The sequence below is a fragment of the Pseudomonas sp. CFSAN084952 genome (genome assembly GCF_009648855.1).
GTDB classification, from domain to species: domain Bacteria; phylum Pseudomonadota; class Gammaproteobacteria; order Pseudomonadales; family Pseudomonadaceae; genus Aquipseudomonas; species Aquipseudomonas paracarnis.
Genome location: NZ_CP045767.1, coordinates 3,963,468 through 3,980,847, shown reverse-complemented (window position 1 = coordinate 3,980,847; position 17,380 = coordinate 3,963,468). Strand labels below are relative to the sequence as shown.

Below are 17,380 nucleotides of genomic sequence, written 5' to 3'. Positions count from 1 at the left end.
CCCGCGATGGTGGTCTACCAGGCGCTGATAGCCACCAGGCTCAACAACTGCTCCCCTTGCACCACAAACTGCCCTTCCAGCTCTTTGCCAGGGCCCCACTCTTGCGAAAGATCGGTCAGCAACCGCAACCGCACCCTCCCAGCCGCTGACCACTCCAGCACCTCGGCATGCTCGAAATAAAAGCGCTTGTGCACGATCGGATAGAGCGCCTTGAACAGGCTTTCCTTGACCGAAAACGTCAGCGTCACCAGCAAGGCGAGTTGCTCACGGGGCAGGGTGGCCATGCGCTGTAATTCATCGGCCGTCAGGATTTCCCCGGCCAGGCGTTCGGCCCGCTCCAGTGACAGCAGATGCTCCAGGTCCATGCCCAGCCCGCGCCATTGCGCCTTGTGCCCGACAATCGCCGCAGCGTGCCCGGTGCTGTGGGTGATGGAGCCACTGATATGCCCTGGCCAGACCGGGGCGCGGTCTTCGCCGATGGCCGGGACGCAGCGCAGATGATCGAGTCGTTGCAGCGCTTCGCGCGCGCACAGGCGCCCGGCGAGAAATTCCGCCTGGCGCTTGGCGACCGAGCGCTGGATGCTAGCCGGCGGTGGCACATCGCAGCGCTGGAAATCGCCCGGGCTCAATAAAGCCGGGTCGAATCGCGTGCTCAAAAACACCGTGCCCGGCAAAGAAACCGGCAACGGCCAATGATCATCAAGTGGGGTGCAGCAAGCGGGTAGGGGCGTCATGCGCGGTATTTTGCCGAGTTGGCGGGCCAGTGGATAGCCCGGTGCGGTTCAGCTGCGGTTCAGAGCCTGTTCAGGGGGAGTTCAGGGGCGCCTGCGTAGTCTGGACCCCACAGCCCAAACGCGTATGAGGTAACCACCATGACTGCGATCAAAAAGCTGATGTTGGCCTTGACCATGCTTGGCGCCACTGCCGGCGTGCAGGCGTCCGATGGCACCTTTGCGGCCTTTGGCAGCGAGAAAACCAAGAAATCCAGCAACCTGATCCATCGTGTCAGCTTCGAAGACGCTGGCACTCAGGCTGCGCCGTGGGGCCAGGCCCTGGGCGCTACCCCTGCGCAACCCGACTATCGCAGCGGCTACGCGCACCTGACCGGCCACTACAATGGCATAAAACTGCGCCCCCAAGAGCTGCAGGGCCGCTATGATATCCCCCTGTCGGCTAGTTGAATTGCAGTGGAGAACCTTATGAAATTGCTGGTGGTGGAAGATGAGGCGCTGCTGCGTCATCACCTGTTTACCCGCCTGACCGACAGCGGGCATGTGGTCGAAGCCGTGGCCAATGCCGAAGAAGCCCTGTACCAGACCGGCCAATTCAACCATGACCTGGCGATCATCGACCTTGGCCTGCCCGGCATGGGCGGCCTGGACCTGATTCGCCAGTTGCGCACCCAGACCAAGACCTTCCCGATCCTGATCCTCACCGCCCGCGGCAACTGGCAGGACAAGGTTGAAGGCTTGGCGGCCGGGGCCGACGACTACGTGGTCAAGCCGTTCCAGTTCGAAGAGCTGGAGGCGCGCATGAACGCCTTGCTGCGTCGCTCCAGCGGTTTTACCCAGTCGACTATCGTTGCCGGGCCGCTGCTGCTAGACCTCAACCGCAAGCAAGCCTCCCTGGACGAGCAACCCCTGGCGCTGACCGCCTACGAGTATCGGATCCTCGAATACTTGATGCGTCATCATCAGCAAGTGGTCGCCAAAGACCGTTTGATGGAGCAACTGTACCCGGATGACGACGAGCGCGATCCAAACGTGATCGAAGTGCTGGTCGGCCGCCTGCGCCGCAAGCTGGAAGGCCCGGCCGGGTTCAAGCCAATCGATACCGTGCGTGGCCTGGGCTACCTGTTCAATGAGCGCTGCCGTTGATTCGTTCGCTACGTGTGCGCCTGATGCTGGCGGCCGCCACCCTGGCCGTGCTGTTTATGCTCGGCTTGTTGCCGGCCATGCAAGGCGCGTTCAGCCTGGCGCTGCAGGATTCCATCGAACAGCGCCTGGCGTCGGATGTGACCACCCTGATTTCCGCGGCGCGGGTCGACAATAACCGCCTGCTGATGCCGGCGCAGTTGCCCGATGAGCGTTTCAACCTCACCGACAGTCGGCTGTTGGGCTATATCTACGACCGTGAAGGCCATCTGGTATGGCGCTCGCGGGCGACCCAGGAAGAAAACATCAACTACAAACCGCGCTACGACGGGCGCGGCAACGAGTTTGCGCGCATTCGCGAGGCCAATGGCCAGGAATTCTTCGTGTATGACGTCGAGGTCCGGCTGCTGGGAGGCAAGAGCGCGGCGTTCAGCATTGTCGCCCTGCAGCCGGTACGCGAATACCAACTGACCCTCGAAGGCCTGCGCGAGAACCTCTACCTCGGGTTCGGCGCGGCCTTGCTGGTGTTGTTGACGCTGTTGTGGCTGGGCCTGACCTGGGGCCTGCAAGCCCTGCGACGCCTGAGCCATGAACTCGACCAGATCGAAGGCGGTACCCGCGAAAGCCTCAGCGAAGAACACCCCCGCGAACTGCTGCGCCTGACCGGCTCCCTGAACCGCTTGCTGCACAGCGAGCGCGAACAGCGTGCGCGCTACCGCGACTCCCTCGATGACTTGGCTCACAGCCTGAAAACGCCACTGGCGGTGTTGCAGGGCGTGAGCGAAGACATGGCCCAGCGCCCCGAAGAACGTAGCCAGGCGTGGGTGCTGCAATCGCAGATCGAACGCATGAGCCAGCAGATCGGATACCAGTTGCAGCGTGCCAGCCTGCGTAAAAGTGGCCTGGTGCGCCACCAGGTCCGCCTGGAACCGGTGGTGCAAAGCCTGTGCGATACATTGGAAAAGGTTTATCGCGACAAGCGGGTCACCGTGACCTTTGATTTGCCGCAGGCCTGCGAGGTACCCATCGAAAAGGGCGCGTTGCTCGAAATGCTCGGCAACCTGCTGGAAAACGCCTACCGCCTGTGCCTCAAGCAAGTGCGTATCAGCCTGGTGGAAAACCTCGATGGCATTGAGCTGTGTATCGAAGACGACGGCCCCGGCGTACCACCGGACCAGCGTGCACGGATCCTGCAGCGCGGCGAACGGCTCGACCGTCAGCACCCGGGGCAGGGGATCGGGCTGGCGGTGGTCAAGGACATCATCGAAAGCTATCACGCGCGGTTGACGTTGGGGGATTCAGCGCTGGGTGGGGCGGCGTTCAGGATTCACTTTCCTGCCTTGTGATCTGCACTGGCCTCATCGCAGGCAAGCCAGCTCCCACAGTTGATCGGGTTTACAAATTTTGATGTGTGAATACATTCAAGTGTGGGAGCTGGCTTGCCTGCGATGAGGCCTTCCCAGCCAATACGCCTCTAACTCTCCTGCGCTCTGTAGGCCCCCGGCGTCAGCCCCGTCCACTTCTTGAACGCCCGATGAAACGCCGACGGTTCGGAAAACCCCAACTGCTCGGCGATCTCCTGCAAAGACAAATCCGCCCGCCCCAGGTGGTAAATGGCGATATCCCGGCGTAGCTCATCCTTCAATGCCTGAAAACTCGTGCCTTCTTCGCGCAGGTGGCGGCGCAGGGTCTGTGGGCTGATGTGCAGGTGCTGGGCAACGGCTTCCAGGTCTGGCCAGGGCGTGCGGTCGCGGCTCAGCAAGCGACGCAACTGGCTGCTCAGGCTGTCGCCTTCATCCGGCCGCGACAGCAAGTCGGCAGGGGAGCGCTGCAAGAAGTGCTTGAGGGTGCGTTCGTCCTGCAACAGCGGCAGGCTCAGGTAGCGGCTGGGAAACACCAGGCTGCTGGTCGGCGCGCCGAACACCTGGGGGCAGGGGAACAGCAGGTCGTATTCACCGGCATGGGCCGGCATCGGGTAACTGAAGGTGGCCTGCTGCAGCCGGATACGCTGGCCGATCAACCAACTGCCCAGGCGATGCCAGATCACCAGCAGGCATTCACTGAGGAAGTGGTCCGGGTCCCATAGCTGTGAGTCGTCCAGGCTCAGACGCGCCATGTCGCCTTCTTTGGTCAGTTGCCAGCGTGGGCCTTGGGGGAACAGGCTATAAAACAATAAGCCGCGCTCCAGCGCCTTCTCCAGCGTGCGGCAATGAATCAGCGCATGGCACATCATGGCGAAAGTGCCACGTTTGCTCGGCCCTTCTGCAAACCCCAGGTATTCGTCATCCAACCCCAGCCAGAGCATTTGCAGCAAGCGGGTAAATTGCTCTGGAGCGATGCGTGCGCGGGGTTCGGTCAGCAGTTCCGGGGTGATGCCCACCTGCTGCAACACCCCCGAGTAGTCAAAACCGGCCCGGCGCGCACCGCCGAGGGCCGCTCGGGCGTAATGGCTGGCGATGGTACGTTCACGCATGCAAGGGCCTCATCCATGGAGGGGCGGATGGTAGCCATCGCCCGGCGGGGCGACAAGGCGGATATCCGCCAAATTGTAGGACGAGACAGGATGAGTGGGCGGAAATCCGCCACCCTGTTGCATTCTCCGGAGTCGCCCGTGAACCCCAAGCCCTGATGTCTAAAGGCCTTCAGCGCGTTTAAGCAAAGTGGCACGCTGTTTGCGATAAGGATTACAGCGCAGGCTTGCTCCTACAGGCTTCGCAAACAACAAATCCCTCCAGTGCAGGAGGGTTCGCAATTCAAGTGCCGTGGGCAATGGCGGATATTTGCCACACGGGACGATTGAGGAACTTTGCAATGACGACTCGTCAGCCAATCTACAAATCCCTGTATTTCCAGGTGATCGTTGCAATCGTTATCGGTATCTTGCTCGGCCACTTCTACCCGCAGACCGGCGTGGCCCTCAAGCCACTGGGTGACGGCTTTATCAAGCTGATCAAAATGGTCATCGCCCCGATCATTTTCTGTACCGTGGTCAGCGGCATCGCCGGCATGCAAAGCATGAAGTCGGTGGGCAAGACCGGCGGCTACGCGCTGCTGTACTTCGAAATTGTTTCCACCATCGCCCTGCTGATTGGCCTTGTCGTGGTCAACGTGGTGCAGCCGGGCGCCGGCATGCACATCGACGTCGCGACCCTGGATGCTTCCAAAGTGGCGGCCTACGTCACCGCTGGTAAAGACCAGAGCATCGTCGGCTTTATCCTCAACGTCATCCCGAACACCATCGTCGGCGCCTTCGCCAACGGCGACATCCTGCAAGTGCTGATGTTCTCGGTGATTTTCGGTTTCGCCCTGCATCGCCTGGGTGCCTACGGCAAGCCCGTGCTGGACTTCATCGATCGCTTCGCCCATGTGATGTTCAACATCATCAACATGATCATGAAGCTCGCGCCAATCGGTGCCCTGGGTGCCATGGCATTCACCATCGGCGCCTACGGTGTCGGTTCCCTGGTGCAGTTGGGCCAGTTGATGATCTGCTTCTACATCACCTGCATCCTGTTCGTGGTGCTGGTGCTGGGCGCTATCTGCCGCGCTCACGGTTTCAGCGTGTTGAAGCTGATCCGCTACATCCGTGAAGAACTGCTGATCGTACTGGGCACCTCGTCGTCGGAATCCGCACTGCCGCGTATGCTGATCAAGATGGAACGCCTGGGCGCGAAGAAGTCCGTGGTCGGCCTGGTGATTCCAACCGGTTACTCCTTCAACCTCGACGGTACTTCGATCTACCTGACCATGGCGGCCGTGTTCATCGCCCAGGCGACCGACACCCACATGGACATCACCCACCAGATCACTCTGCTGCTGGTGTTGCTGCTGTCGTCCAAAGGCGCGGCTGGCGTGACCGGTTCGGGCTTCATCGTACTGGCCGCCACCCTGTCGGCTGTCGGCCACTTGCCGGTTGCCGGCCTGGCGCTGATCCTGGGTATCGACCGCTTCATGTCCGAAGCCCGTGCCCTGACCAACCTGGTGGGTAACGCAGTTGCCACCATCGTTGTGGCCAAGTGGGTCAAGGAACTGGACACCGACAAGCTGCAAAGCGAACTGGCGTCTGGAGGTACCGGTATTTCCGAAACCCGCGAGCTCGATGACCTGGGCGTGGCAGAAGGCCCGGCGCCTGTCGTCAAGTAAGTGGCTGCTGGCGTGAACTGACGCCAACGCTATCCGCAAACGCCCCGACTGGTTCGGGGCGTTTGCATTTCTGGGGGGATGCAACGGATATTTTTGGTTTACAGTGAGCGCGACAGTACTTACCGGAGGCCTGATGGACAGTGTGGATCTGAACGTCCTGCGCAGCGTGCTGCAATGGCGCCGCGCCGGGCAGCGCGTGATGTTGTACAGCGTGGTGCAAACCTGGGGCAGCGCGCCGCGCCCGCCAGGCGCAATGCTGGCCCTGCGCGGTGATGGTGTGGTGATTGGCTCGGTGTCGGGCGGTTGCATCGAGGATGACTTGATCGCGCGCCTGCAAGACGGCCGCTTGCCTGCTGACGGCCCGCCCGTGCAGTTGGTGACCTACGGCGTCACTCGCGACGAGGCGGCGCGTTTTGGCCTGCCCTGCGGCGGCACCCTGAGGCTCACCGAGGAGCGCGTGGAGGAGTGGGGTTGGGTCCAAGCGCTGCTGGCGCGTTGTGAAGATCACCAGATTGTCGCTCGCGAGCTGAACCTGGCCACCGGCGAAGTGATCTTGAGCGCCGCCAGCAAGACCGACGTGGTGAGCTTCGACGGCGAACGCTTGCGCGCCATCTATGGCCCGCGCTGGCGCCTGCTGTTGATCGGTGCCGGGCAGCTGTCGCGCTACGTAGCGGAAATGGCACGTCTGCTGGATTTCGAAGTGCTGATCTGCGACCCCCGCGAAGAGTTCGTTTACGGCTGGGAAGACCAGCATGGCCGCTTTGTGCCGGGCATGCCCGACGAAGCGGTGTTGAATATTCATACCGATGAACGCACGGCTATTGTTTGCCTGACCCACGATCCACGTCTGGATGACATGGCGTTGCTGACGGCGCTGAACTCCACGGCGTTCTATATTGGCGCCCTGGGTTCGCGGGTCAATACCCAGAAGCGTCGGGAGAACCTGGCCGCGCTAGGCCTGTCGGCGGAGGCCATTGCGCGCTTGCACGGGCCGATCGGCCTGCACATCGGCAGCCATACGCCGGCGGAAATTGCGCTGTCGCTGATGGCGGAAATTGTTGCGATCAAGAACGGTGTGGCACCGATGCAGAAAAAACCGATGGCAGTGGTGGCCGAGTGACGGTGACGGCGATTGTGCTGGCGGCGGGGCAGGGCAGTCGTTTTCGTGCCGAAGCTGGAGCTGATCAAGACAAATTGCTCGCCGCGTGTGTGGGGCTGGATGGCGTTCGTCGGCCGGTCATCGAGCAGGTGCTGCGCAACTTGCCTGAGCGTGTTGTAACGCGCTGGCTGGTGACGTCGCCGGAGCGCGGGGAGGTTATCCGCCTGGCAGAGGCTTATGGCTGTCAGGTTGTACTGCTGGATTCGAGCGGTATGGGCGACAGCATTGCGGCGGCGGTCAAGGCCAGCGGTGCAGCGGATGGGTGGCTGGTGGTGTTGGGGGATATGCCGTTTATTCAGTCATCGAGTATCGAACGGGTGATCGCCAGCGTGGAGGGCGTCACTGTGCCGGTATCTGCCGGGCAGTACGGGCACCCGGTGGCTTTCCATCACAGGTTTGGGCCGGCGCTGATGGCTCTGAGTGGGGATCGTGGGGCCAGGCCGTTGTTTGCACAAACTCAGGTGCGAGAGGTGCAGGTAGATGATCCTGGTGTGCTTTGGGATGTGGATGTGCCGCAACGGTTGAGTTTTACTGCAGGTTAAGTGTGGCAGCTGGCTTGCCTGCGATAGCCATAGGTATCTACTTAGAGCCGACGTTGGACCTGTGGCGAGGGAGCTTGCTCCCGTAACGGCCTGATAGCCGGCGCATATCTACCTGACGCACCACCGTCCAATGTGGGAGCTGGCTTGCCTGCGATAGCGGCCTGACAGTCAACACAGTTGGATTGTGTACATATCCATTCCTGCGGTAACGGCCACTTAGGGTTCCGCCCTGACGGCGGCTAAACCGGCATCCCTGCCGGTTTACCCCCCAAATCCCTGTCGAATTCCGGCCAGCGTGGTTTGACGGGGCGCCTAAGATCAAAAGCAGTTCAAGAGCGACTCGCTTCGCATCGTGGTTACCGTCTGCCGTTACAGCCCACAAAGTTGTGTAGATACCTATGCTGCGATAGCGGTGTGTCAGTCACCGCCACGCTGGCTGAATCGACGCTATCGCAGGCAAGCCAGCTCCCACAGTGATCGCATTCCAGGTCGAGATAATCAGCCATGAAAAAGCCCCGCCTGATCACTCAGGCGGGGCTTTTTAGTGGCTTATGGAATCAGACGAGGGGTTTAGGCTCGTGCTCTGCTTCCTGGGCCTTGTGCTCTACCGCCTGGGCAGCGGCAGCGGCAGCAGCAGCTTCGGCTTCCTTGCGGCGGCGACGCACTTCACGTGGGTCATTCGGCGCACGGCCGTTTTCGGTGAGGGCGCTTGCAGGCGCAGCTTCAACCACAGGGGCGGCCACTTCGGCAATCACCGGGGCTTCAACTTCAACCACGGCCGCAGGCTCCACAACCGGCGTCGGCTCAACCACTGGGGCTGGCTCGGCGACGACTTCAGCAACCGGTGCCGGTGCTTCTTCTACCACTGGGGCAGGCGTTGGCGCTTCAACCGGTGCAGCCGGTTCGGCAGTCCACTGGAAGGCGGTCTGTTCTTCGCGAACTTCACGCACAGCCGGGGCAGCTTCTTCGACCGCCGGAGCTTCTACAGCCGCTTCGACTACTGGCTGAGGCTCAACCACTGGAGCCGGTTCAACGGCAACCGCTTCAGTTTCTGGCTGTGCGTCGCGAACCGGGGCAACTTCCACTTCCGGAACCACTGGGGCTTCGACAGGGGTCGTGGCTTCAACGACTGGCGCTTCAACAACCGGCGCTTCAACCGCTGGGGTTTCGGCAGCTGGCGCTTCTACGGCAACAGTGTCTTCGACGGCAGCGGTAGCACGTTCGGCTTGCTCGTGAGCCTGGGCTTCAGCAGGGGCGCTGATGACCGAACTGGCAACGGCAGCGGTAACGGCCAAGCCGGCAGCCAGTTCGGCGCCTGTTGGCGCGTTGTTGGCAGCTTCTGCGTTCTCGCCGGTTTCTTCCGAACCTTCGATTACGTTGCCGTTGGCATCACGCTGACGCTCACGACGGTTGCTGCGACGACGCTGGCCGCGGGAGCGGCGGCGTGGACGATCGCCTTCGGCGTTGTCCTGGCCGTCTTCCTGCAACTGCTCTTCGCCGGTCAGTACTTCTTCTTCGGTGGCAGCAGCGGCTTGCTCGGCGCGTGGTTGACGCTCTTCACGTGGCGGGCGCGGTTGGCGCTCTTCGCGTGGCGCGCGTTCTTCACGCGGCTGGCGGGCCGGGCGCTCTTCGGTGCTAACGGCTGCGGCAGCGGCAGGTGCCGCGTCCAGAGGCTCGCGCAGTTCACGCACGCGTTCTTCACGCTCGCCACGTGGCTTGCGGTCTTCACGTGGAGCGCGTGGGGTACGTGGGGCGCGCTCTTCACGCGGTGCACGTTCTTCACGGGCGACGGTCGGGGTGTCTTCACGGGCTTCGCGAGGCGCACGCTCTTCACGTGGTGCGCGTTCTTCACGCGGGGCACGTTCTTCGCGAGGCTTGCGCTCTTCGTCACGGCGGCCGTTGCGGTTACGGCTCTGCTGGCGACCGTTGCGACGTTCTTCGTTGCGCGCCGGGCGCTCGGTGGCAGGTTTTTCAACCACAACCGGGGCAGCAGGCTCTTCCTTGGTGGCGAACAGGCTGACCAGCGACTTCACCAGGCCCTTGAACAGGCTTGGCTCAGGCAGGGCGGCCGGCGCGGCAACCGGGGCGGCAGCTTCGGTCGGTACCGGTGCGTTGGCACGGGCCGGTGCAGTCTTCACCGCGGCTTCCTGGCGAACCAGGGTGCGGGTCGCAGCGGCTGGCTGGACTTCTTCGACTTCGGCGGCAGCCGCGGCGATTTCATAGCTGGACTGCCCGCTATGGGCTTCCGGGCTGTCGTCACGCAGGCGCTGGACTTCGAAGTGCGGCGTTTCGAGGTGATCGTTCGGCAGGATGACGATACGGGCACGGGTGCGCAGTTCGATCTTGGTGATCGAGTTGCGTTTTTCATTGAGCAGGAAGGCGGCAACCGGAATCGGCACTTGGGCGCGAACTTCGGCGGTACGGTCTTTCAGGGCTTCTTCTTCGATCAGGCGCAGGATCGCCAGGGACAGCGATTCAACGTCACGGATGATGCCGGTGCCGTTGCAACGCGGGCAGACGATGCCGCTGCTCTCGCCCAGGGATGGACGCAGGCGCTGACGGGACATTTCCAGCAGGCCGAAGCGCGAGATGCGGCCGACTTGCACGCGAGCGCGGTCAGCTTCCAGGCACTCGCGGACTTTCTCTTCCACGGCGCGCTGGTTCTTGGCAGGGGTCATGTCGATGAAGTCGATCACGATCAGGCCGCCGATGTCACGCAGGCGCAGCTGGCGGGCGATTTCTTCAGCCGCTTCCAGGTTGGTCTGCAGGGCGGTTTCTTCGATGTCGCTGCCTTTGGTCGCACGTGCCGAGTTGATGTCGATGGACACCAGGGCTTCGGTCGGGTCGATCACGATGGAGCCGCCGGAAGGCAGTTCGACCACGCGCTGGAAGGCGGTCTCGATCTGGCTTTCGATCTGGAAACGGTTGAACAGCGGCACGCTGTCTTCGTACAGCTTGATCTTGCTGGCGTACTGCGGCATCACCTGGCGGATGAAGGTCAGGGCTTCGTCCTGGGCTTCAACGCTGTCGATCAGCACTTCGCCGATGTCCTGGCGCAGGTAGTCGCGGATGGCGCGGATGATCACGTTGCTTTCCTGGTAGATCAGGAACGGCGCGGAACGATCCAGGGACGCTTCTTTGATAGCGGTCCACAGTTGCAGCAGGTAGTCGAGGTCCCACTGCATTTCTTCGCTGCTGCGGCCAAGGCCGGCAGTGCGCACGATCAGGCCCATGTCGGCCGGTGCGATCAGGCCGTTCAGCGCTTCACGCAGTTCGTTACGCTCTTCGCCTTCGATGCGACGGGAAATACCGCCGGCACGTGGGTTGTTCGGCATCAGCACCAGGTAACGACCGGCGAGGCTGATGAAGGTGGTCAGGGCTGCGCCCTTGTTGCCACGTTCTTCTTTTTCGACCTGGACGATGACTTCCTGGCCTTCGCTCAGGACGTCCTTGATGTTCACGCGGCCTTCAGGGGCTTTCTTGAAGTATTCGCGGGAGATTTCTTTGAGGGGCAGGAAGCCGTGGCGCTCGGAGCCGAAATCGACAAAGGCAGCCTCAAGGCTTGGTTCGATGCGAGTGATACGACCTTTATAGATGTTGGCCTTTTTCTGCTCGCGTGCACCGGATTCGATGTCCAGGTCGTAGAGGCGTTGGCCATCTACCAGTGCAACACGCAACTCTTCGGGTTGAGTTGCGTTAATCAGCATTCTTTTCATGTTGTACCGTCGGTTTCCGGGCTGCCGGAAACGGCGTTCGGCACACACGACTTCTCACGGTCGGTGTCAGGTGCGTCAAGAGTGGTTGGCCACTCCAGTGTCCAGCAAAATCGGCCAATTGGGCCGGTATCGCGACGGACGCGTCCTGCTCGTTAGCGGTGGTGACAAAGGCACCACTTCAACAAAAGCTAAGGTCAGGAGGAGGAATCAACCGGCGACTGTGGACGAGATGAAGCGTCTAAAACAAGCCTAGTGCTACACAGTCCGACGGTTGTGCATCTCCACCCTACACGTATCCCTGATAATTCGGGTGCTGCCGCGCGCAGAATCCGCAGCGGGTTGGCATTTACCGTGTTCTCCAATGGGGAGTCCACGCTCATGGCTAAACAAGACTAGGTGTGGGCGGTTGCGCTCTCACTCAGCTCTTAACAGGCGTTGTTTCCGAAGCATTCGCCATGGTCTGGCTCAAAACTGACTGCACTTTGTGAACTGGCCGTAAATATCGGCGCAAAAGGCGAGTATTCACTCTGCTTTCTGCACTCGCTTCAGGCCTCATGTCACCTGCGCTTGTTACAATCTTGAGCCTTCCTGGGTGGCGAAAGCCCCGTAGGACGGCCTCGCGTCCTGATGAATTGCGATGGTCAGGGCCGGCAGTTTGCCGCATGTCCTCTGTCCAGGCCGCTTTTGGCGGCGTTCGCGACTATAGCAGTAATGATTAAGTGCTTCAATTCCATAAAAAATTGTTATCATCGCCGCCATGACGACTACCACCCCCCCGACCCCCAGCGTCCAGCTGCTTGAGGTCTCGCCGGAATATGCCGGCCAACGCATCGACAATTTTCTCCTGGCCAGGCTCAAAGGCGTGCCCAAGACCTTGATTTACCGCATCTTGCGTAAAGGCGAAGTGCGCGTGAACAAGGGGCGCATCAAGCCTGAGTACAAGCTGCAGGCGGGCGATATCGTCCGGGTGCCGCCGGTGCGCGTGCCTGAGCGCGACGAGCCGGTGCCGCTGGCCCAAGGCTTGTTGCAGCGCCTGGAAGCGTCGATCGTGTTCGAAGACAACAAGCTGATCGTGATCAACAAGCCCTGTGGCATTGCGGTTCACGGCGGCAGTGGCTTGAACTTCGGCGTGATCGAAGCCTTTCGTCAGTTGCGCCCCGATTGCAAGGAGCTGGAGTTGGTTCATCGCCTGGACCGCGACACGTCTGGCCTGTTGATGATCGCCAAGAAACGCAGCATGTTGCGCCACTTGCACACCGCCCTGCGTGGCGATGGCGTGGATAAGCGCTACATGGCGCTGGTGCGCGGCAACTGGGCCAGCTCGATCAAAAGCGTGCGTGCGCCGTTGCAGAAGAGCAACCTGCGCTCCGGCGAGCGCATGGTCGAAGTGGACGAGGAGGGCAAAGAGGCCCTGACCCTGTTCAAGGTGCTGCGTCGCTTCGGTGACTTCGCCACCATGGTCGAGGCCAAGCCGGTCACTGGTCGCACTCACCAGATTCGTGTGCACACCCTGCATGCGGGCCACTGCATTGCGGGTGACACCAAGTACGGCGACGAGGATTTCTCCAAGGAAATTCGCGATCTGGGCGGCAAGCGCCTGTTCCTGCACGCCTACATGCTCACCGTGCCGCTGCCCGATGGCGGCGAGCTGAAGTTGCAGGCGCCGGTCGATGAGATGTGGGCCAAGACCGTGGAGCGTTTGAGTGTCGCACCTTGACTACAAGCTGCTGATCTTCGATTGGGACGGGACGCTGGCCAATTCCATTGGCCGCATCGTCGAGTCCATGCACATGGCGTCGACCCGCTCGGGCTTTGAATTGTGCACGGACCTGGCGGTGAAGGGCATTATCGGCCTGGGTTTGCCTGAAGCCATTCGCACCCTGTACCCCGACATCAGCGACGCCGAGCTGGTGGCGTTTCGCGAGCACTATGCCGACCACTACATTGCGCTGGAAGCTACGCCTTCGCCGCTGTTTGAAGGCGTGGTGCAATCGCTGGAAGCGTTTCGTGCCCAGGGTTATCACCTGGCGGTCGCCACCGGCAAGGCTCGTCGCGGCCTGGACCGTGTACTCAAGGCCCATGGCTGGGAGGATTACTTTGATATCACCCGCGCTGCGGATGAAACCGCCAGCAAGCCTCATCCCTTGATGCTGGAGCAGATCCTTGCGCACTGTGGCGTAACGCCACGCGAGGCATTGATGGTGGGTGATGCGTCTTTCGACCTGATGATGGCACGCAACGCGGGCATGGACAGCGTCGCTGTCAGCTATGGCGCCCAGTCTGCCGAGGCGTTGCAGCAATACGAGCCGAGGCTGACGATTGATCATTTTTCTGAACTGCAGGCCTGGCTCAGCCGGGCCCTGTAAGTCTTTGCTGGGGTTAATGGCATGAGTGACGAGTGGAAGGCGCCTGAAAAGGCACAGAGCAGTGATGATAAAAGCTGGAAGCTTTTGGAGAAGACCCTCCTGGCCAGCGTCCAGGAGCAGCGACGTTCGCGGCGCTGGGGGATTTTCTTCAAGCTGCTGACCTTTGTATACCTGCTTGGGATGCTGGCGCTGTTCAGTCCGCTGATGGACATGGAAAAGAGCGCCGCCCGTGGCAGTCATTACACTGCCTTGATCGAGGTGCGCGGCGTGATTGCCGACAAGGAGCCCGCCAGTGCCGACAATATCGTCACCAGCCTGCGCGCGGCGTTTGAGGACCCCAAGGTCAAAGGCGTGGTCCTGCGCATCAATAGCCCAGGCGGTAGCCCGGTGCAGTCGGGTTATGTGTATGACGAAATTCGTCGTCTGCGCACCTTGCATCCGGATACCAAGCTCTATGCCGTGATCTCCGACCTGGGTGCCTCGGGTGCCTATTACATTGCCAGCGCCGCAGACCAGATCTATGCCGACAAGGCCAGCCTGGTGGGCTCTATTGGTGTCACAGCGGCCGGTTACGGTTTTGTGGGTGCCATGGAGAAGCTGGGGGTGGAGCGTCGCACCTACACCTCGGGCGAGCATAAGTCGTTCCTCGATCCTTTCCAGCCGCAGAAGGCGGATGAAACCGCGTTCTGGCAAGGCGTGCTCGACACTACCCATCGTCAGTTCATTGCCAGCGTCAAGCAGGGGCGTGGGGATCGTTTGAAAGATAAAGAGCATCCGGAACTGTTCTCCGGCCTGGTCTGGTCGGGCGAGCAGGCATTGCCGCTGGGCCTGATTGACGGCTTGGGCAGTGCCAGCTCGGTGGCGCGGGATGTGATTGGCGAGAAGGAGTTGGTGGATTTTACGGTCGAGGAATCGCCGTTTGATCGCTTCTCCAAGAAACTCGGTGCCAGTGTGGCGGAGAAATTGGCGCTGTACATGGGCTTCCAGGGGCCGTCCCTGCGCTGAAATTCCAAGCTAGGTGTAGATCAACTGTGGGAGCGGGCTTGCCCGCGATAGCGATGGATCAGTCGATATTAGTGTCGCTTGGTACATCGCTATCGCAGGCAAGCCAGCTCCCACATTGCTTTACGAAGGTTTCAAGGGATCTGTACGCCTTCGGTCAGCAGCATGTCCACCAGTCGAATCAGTGGCAGCCCAACCAGGCTGGTCGCATCCGGTCCCTCGGTGCTCCGGAACAAGCTCACACCGAGCCCTTCTGCTTTGAAGCTGCCCGCACAGTCATAAGGCTGCTCGATCCGCAGATAGCGCTCGATACGTTCTGCATCCAGTTCGCGCATGTGTACGGTAAACGTCACGCAGTCGACCTGGTAGTGCCCGGTTTCGCTGTTGAGCAGTGCCAGGCCCGTGAGGAAGCTCACACGCTTGCCGCTGGCAGCCAGCAGTTGCTCGCGAGCATTTTCGAAGGTGTGCGGCTTGCCGATGATCCGGCCTTCCAGTACGGCGACCTGATCCGAGCCAATGATTAAATGGCCAGGATGGCTGGCGGCGAGGGCGCGGGCCTTTTGTTCGGCCAGGCGCTTGACCAGTTCGATGGCGGGTTCATCCGGGCGGTGGCTTTCGTCGATATCCGGCGAGCTGCAGGTGAACGGCAGGTGCAGGCGACTCAGTAATTCCCGGCGATAAACCGAGCTGGACGCGAGTAATAAAGGCAGCATATACGTCTCCTCAAGGCAGTCGCCGATTCTATCGACGTGACCGGCTGACGCACAGGGCTGAATTTCCTTTGACATGGCCGGGTGCATCCCTATAATGCTGCGCCTATGTTGAATGACCCGATTCCACCTCACGTTGACCCGCGCAAATTGGCTGATCGTGGCACCACCCTTCAAGGTGAAGTGCTGCTGGCCGATTTGGAGAGACTCTGCGACCCGCTTTCCGACACTGTCGGTACGGTGCAGGCGAAATTCGTTTTTGAACGAGATGAACGTAAATCTGTGGTAATCCACAGCGTTATCGACACCGAAGTCAAAATGGTTTGCCAGCGTTGTCTTGAGCTGGTCACCCTGCCGATCCACAGCGAATGCAGTTATGCTGTGGTGAAAGAGGGTGCGAATACCCAGTCGTTGCCGAAAGGTTATGACGTGCTGGAACTGGGCGAAGATCCATTGGATCTGCATGCACTGATCGAGGAGGAGCTTTTGCTCGCCTTGCCCATTGTGCCTGCTCATCATCCGGAAGAATGCCAGCAGCCGGAGGGTCTCGATGACGAGGCCGAGCCGAGCGAGGACGAGGTAACGCGGTCCAACCCGTTCAGTGTATTGGCGCAGTTAAAGCGTGACCCAAACGTTTAGGAGTTAATCAATTATGGCTGTTCAGCAGAACAAAAAATCCCGCTCCGCCCGTGACATGCGCCGTTCGCACGACGCTCTCGAGGCTAGCACCCTGTCCGTGGAAAAGACCACTGGTGAAGTTCACCTGCGTCACCACGTATCGCCAGAAGGCGTATACCGTGGCCGTAAAGTGATCGACAAGGGCGCTGACGAGTAATCACTTGTCTGCTCAAGTCATCGCGATTGACGCAATGGGCGGGGACTTCGGTCCCCGCAGCATTGTTCAGGCTTGCATTGCCAGCCTGTCTGCAACGCCCTCGCTGCACCTGACCCTCGTCGGTCAACCCTCCCTACTTGAAGAACTGATTGCCAGCCATCCGGCGGTGGATCGCGCGCGCCTGACGATTACGCCAGCCAGCGAAACCATCAGCATGGACGAAAAGCCGGCGGTTGCCCTGCGTGGCAAACCCGATTCTTCTATGCGGGTGGCCCTTGAGTTGTTGCGTGATGGCAAGGTGCAAGCCTGTGTCAGCGCCGGCAACACGGGCGCGTTGATGGCCTTGTCACGGCATGTGCTCAAAACCTTGCCAGGTATTGATCGGCCGGCGATGGTGGCGGCGATCCCGACGCAGAAGGGCTATTGCCAGTTGCTGGACCTGGGCGCCAATGTCGATTGCAGTGCCGAGCACCTGTTGCAATTTGCCGTAATGGGCTCGGTGGCCGCCGAGGCGCTGGGCGTGCCCCGACCCCGGGTTGCCCTGCTGAATATCGGCACTGAGGACATCAAGGGCAACCAGCAAGTCAAGCTTGCCGCTACCTTGCTACAAAGCGCGCGGGGTTTGAACTACATCGGCTTTGTTGAAGGTGATGGTTTGTACCGTGGCGAAGCTGACGTGGTGGTGTGCGACGGCTTTGTCGGCAATATTCTGCTCAAGTCCAGCGAAGGCCTGGCGACCATGATCGCCACGCGTATCGAAGCTTTGTTCAAGCGCAACCTGGCGTCACGTATAGTGGGGGCCTTGGCGCTGCCCCTGATGCGACGCTTGCAGGCCGACCTGGCGCCCGCACGGCACAACGGTGCAAGCTTTCTTGGTTTGCAGGGCATAGTGGTGAAAAGCCACGGTTCGGCCGGGGTGCTGGGCTTTCAAAGTGCAATTGCACGGGCCTTGATCGAGATTCAAGAGAACCTGCCGCAACGCTTGCACGGCCGTCTCGAGGATCTGTTGCCTTAGGCGAATTGGCCCGGGAGT

At 60.9% G+C, this 17,380-nt stretch carries 16 protein-coding genes; 12 read left to right on the top strand and 4 right to left on the bottom strand.

Annotated features, from left to right (window positions below):
* Positions 1 to 14: 14 nt before the first annotated feature.
* A complete protein-coding gene (locus GH769_RS18045) occupies positions 15 to 734 on the bottom strand; it encodes a 4'-phosphopantetheinyl transferase (RefSeq protein WP_032901914.1) in 720 nt (239 codons plus the stop codon).
* A 138-nt stretch (positions 735 to 872) separates the two neighbouring features.
* On the opposite strand from GH769_RS18045, the gene GH769_RS18040 reads away from it, so the two are divergent.
* From GH769_RS18040 to GH769_RS18030, 3 genes are read left to right on the top strand one after another with little or no spacing between them, the layout of a single operon-like run.
* Positions 873 to 1,181 (top strand): hypothetical protein, encoded by a 309-nt coding sequence (locus GH769_RS18040; protein WP_020301727.1) that lies wholly within the window; start codon positions 873 to 875, stop codon positions 1,179 to 1,181.
* A gap of 18 nt (positions 1,182 to 1,199) precedes the next feature.
* The gene (locus GH769_RS18035) at positions 1,200 to 1,877 is read left to right on the top strand and encodes a response regulator (RefSeq protein WP_003193559.1); all 678 of its coding nucleotides are present in this window, start codon (positions 1,200 to 1,202) and stop codon (positions 1,875 to 1,877) included.
* On the top strand, positions 1,874 to 3,220 hold the full coding sequence (locus tag GH769_RS18030) for an ATP-binding protein (protein ID WP_019817208.1): 1,347 nt from the start codon (positions 1,874 to 1,876) through the stop codon (positions 3,218 to 3,220). The genes GH769_RS18035 and GH769_RS18030 overlap by 4 nt, the downstream gene beginning before the upstream one ends.
* Before the next feature lie 128 nt (positions 3,221 to 3,348).
* Here the strand turns inward: GH769_RS18030 and GH769_RS18025 are convergent, their stop codons facing one another.
* Entirely contained in the window at positions 3,349 to 4,347 is a 999-nt protein-coding gene (locus tag GH769_RS18025) for an AraC family transcriptional regulator (protein WP_014719572.1), read from the bottom strand.
* A 338-nt stretch (positions 4,348 to 4,685) separates the two neighbouring features.
* Between GH769_RS18025 and GH769_RS18020 the strand changes: the two genes are divergently transcribed.
* The 3 genes from GH769_RS18020 (at position 4,686) to GH769_RS18010 (ending at position 7,718) form a co-directional block, all read left to right on the top strand.
* Positions 4,686 to 6,017 (top strand): dicarboxylate/amino acid:cation symporter, encoded by a 1,332-nt coding sequence (locus tag GH769_RS18020; RefSeq protein WP_003189258.1) that lies wholly within the window; start codon positions 4,686 to 4,688, stop codon positions 6,015 to 6,017.
* Positions 6,018 to 6,150: 133 nt separating this feature from the next.
* A complete protein-coding gene (locus GH769_RS18015; RefSeq protein ID WP_014719571.1) occupies positions 6,151 to 7,137 on the top strand; it encodes an XdhC family protein in 987 nt (328 codons plus the stop codon).
* Entirely contained in the window at positions 7,134 to 7,718 is a 585-nt protein-coding gene (locus tag GH769_RS18010) for an NTP transferase domain-containing protein (RefSeq protein ID WP_020301724.1), read from the top strand. The genes GH769_RS18015 and GH769_RS18010 overlap by 4 nt, the downstream gene beginning before the upstream one ends.
* 557 nt (positions 7,719 to 8,275) lie before the next feature.
* Here GH769_RS18010 and rne read toward each other — a convergent pair.
* Entirely contained in the window at positions 8,276 to 11,425 is a 3,150-nt protein-coding gene (gene rne, locus GH769_RS18005; protein WP_050587203.1) for a ribonuclease E, read from the bottom strand.
* A 766-nt stretch (positions 11,426 to 12,191) separates the two neighbouring features.
* Here rne and rluC point away from each other — a divergent pair.
* From rluC to GH769_RS17990, 3 genes are read left to right on the top strand one after another with little or no spacing between them, the layout of a single operon-like run.
* On the top strand, positions 12,192 to 13,151 hold the full coding sequence (gene rluC / locus GH769_RS18000) for a 23S rRNA pseudouridine(955/2504/2580) synthase RluC (protein WP_014719568.1): 960 nt from the start codon (positions 12,192 to 12,194) through the stop codon (positions 13,149 to 13,151).
* A complete protein-coding gene (locus GH769_RS17995; protein WP_014719567.1) occupies positions 13,138 to 13,800 on the top strand; it encodes an HAD-IA family hydrolase in 663 nt (220 codons plus the stop codon). The genes rluC and GH769_RS17995 overlap by 14 nt, the downstream gene beginning before the upstream one ends.
* Before the next feature lie 21 nt (positions 13,801 to 13,821).
* Complete coding sequence (locus GH769_RS17990) at positions 13,822 to 14,805, top strand: S49 family peptidase (RefSeq protein ID WP_014719566.1); 984 nt, start codon at positions 13,822 to 13,824, stop codon at positions 14,803 to 14,805.
* 131 nt (positions 14,806 to 14,936) lie between these two features.
* On the opposite strand, the gene GH769_RS17985 is transcribed toward GH769_RS17990, so the two are convergent.
* The gene (locus GH769_RS17985; protein ID WP_032901910.1) at positions 14,937 to 15,515 is read right to left on the bottom strand and encodes a nucleoside triphosphate pyrophosphatase; all 579 of its coding nucleotides are present in this window, start codon (positions 15,513 to 15,515) and stop codon (positions 14,937 to 14,939) included.
* Positions 15,516 to 15,620: 105 nt separating this feature from the next.
* Here GH769_RS17985 and GH769_RS17980 point away from each other — a divergent pair, with 105 nt between their 5' ends.
* The 3 genes from GH769_RS17980 to plsX are packed head-to-tail and all read left to right on the top strand — an operon-like array spanning position 15,621 to position 17,362.
* Positions 15,621 to 16,151 carry a YceD family protein gene (locus GH769_RS17980; protein ID WP_003175611.1) on the top strand — a complete coding sequence of 177 codons (531 nt, stop codon included), beginning with the start codon at positions 15,621 to 15,623 and terminating at the stop codon, positions 16,149 to 16,151.
* Between the two features lie 13 nt (positions 16,152 to 16,164).
* Positions 16,165 to 16,347 (top strand): 50S ribosomal protein L32, encoded by a 183-nt coding sequence (gene rpmF / locus GH769_RS17975; protein WP_003179396.1) that lies wholly within the window; start codon positions 16,165 to 16,167, stop codon positions 16,345 to 16,347.
* Positions 16,348 to 16,351: 4 nt separating this feature from the next.
* Positions 16,352 to 17,362 (top strand): phosphate acyltransferase PlsX, encoded by a 1,011-nt coding sequence (plsX, locus tag GH769_RS17970; protein WP_073454171.1) that lies wholly within the window; start codon positions 16,352 to 16,354, stop codon positions 17,360 to 17,362.
* Positions 17,363 to 17,380: the final 18 nt, after the last annotated feature.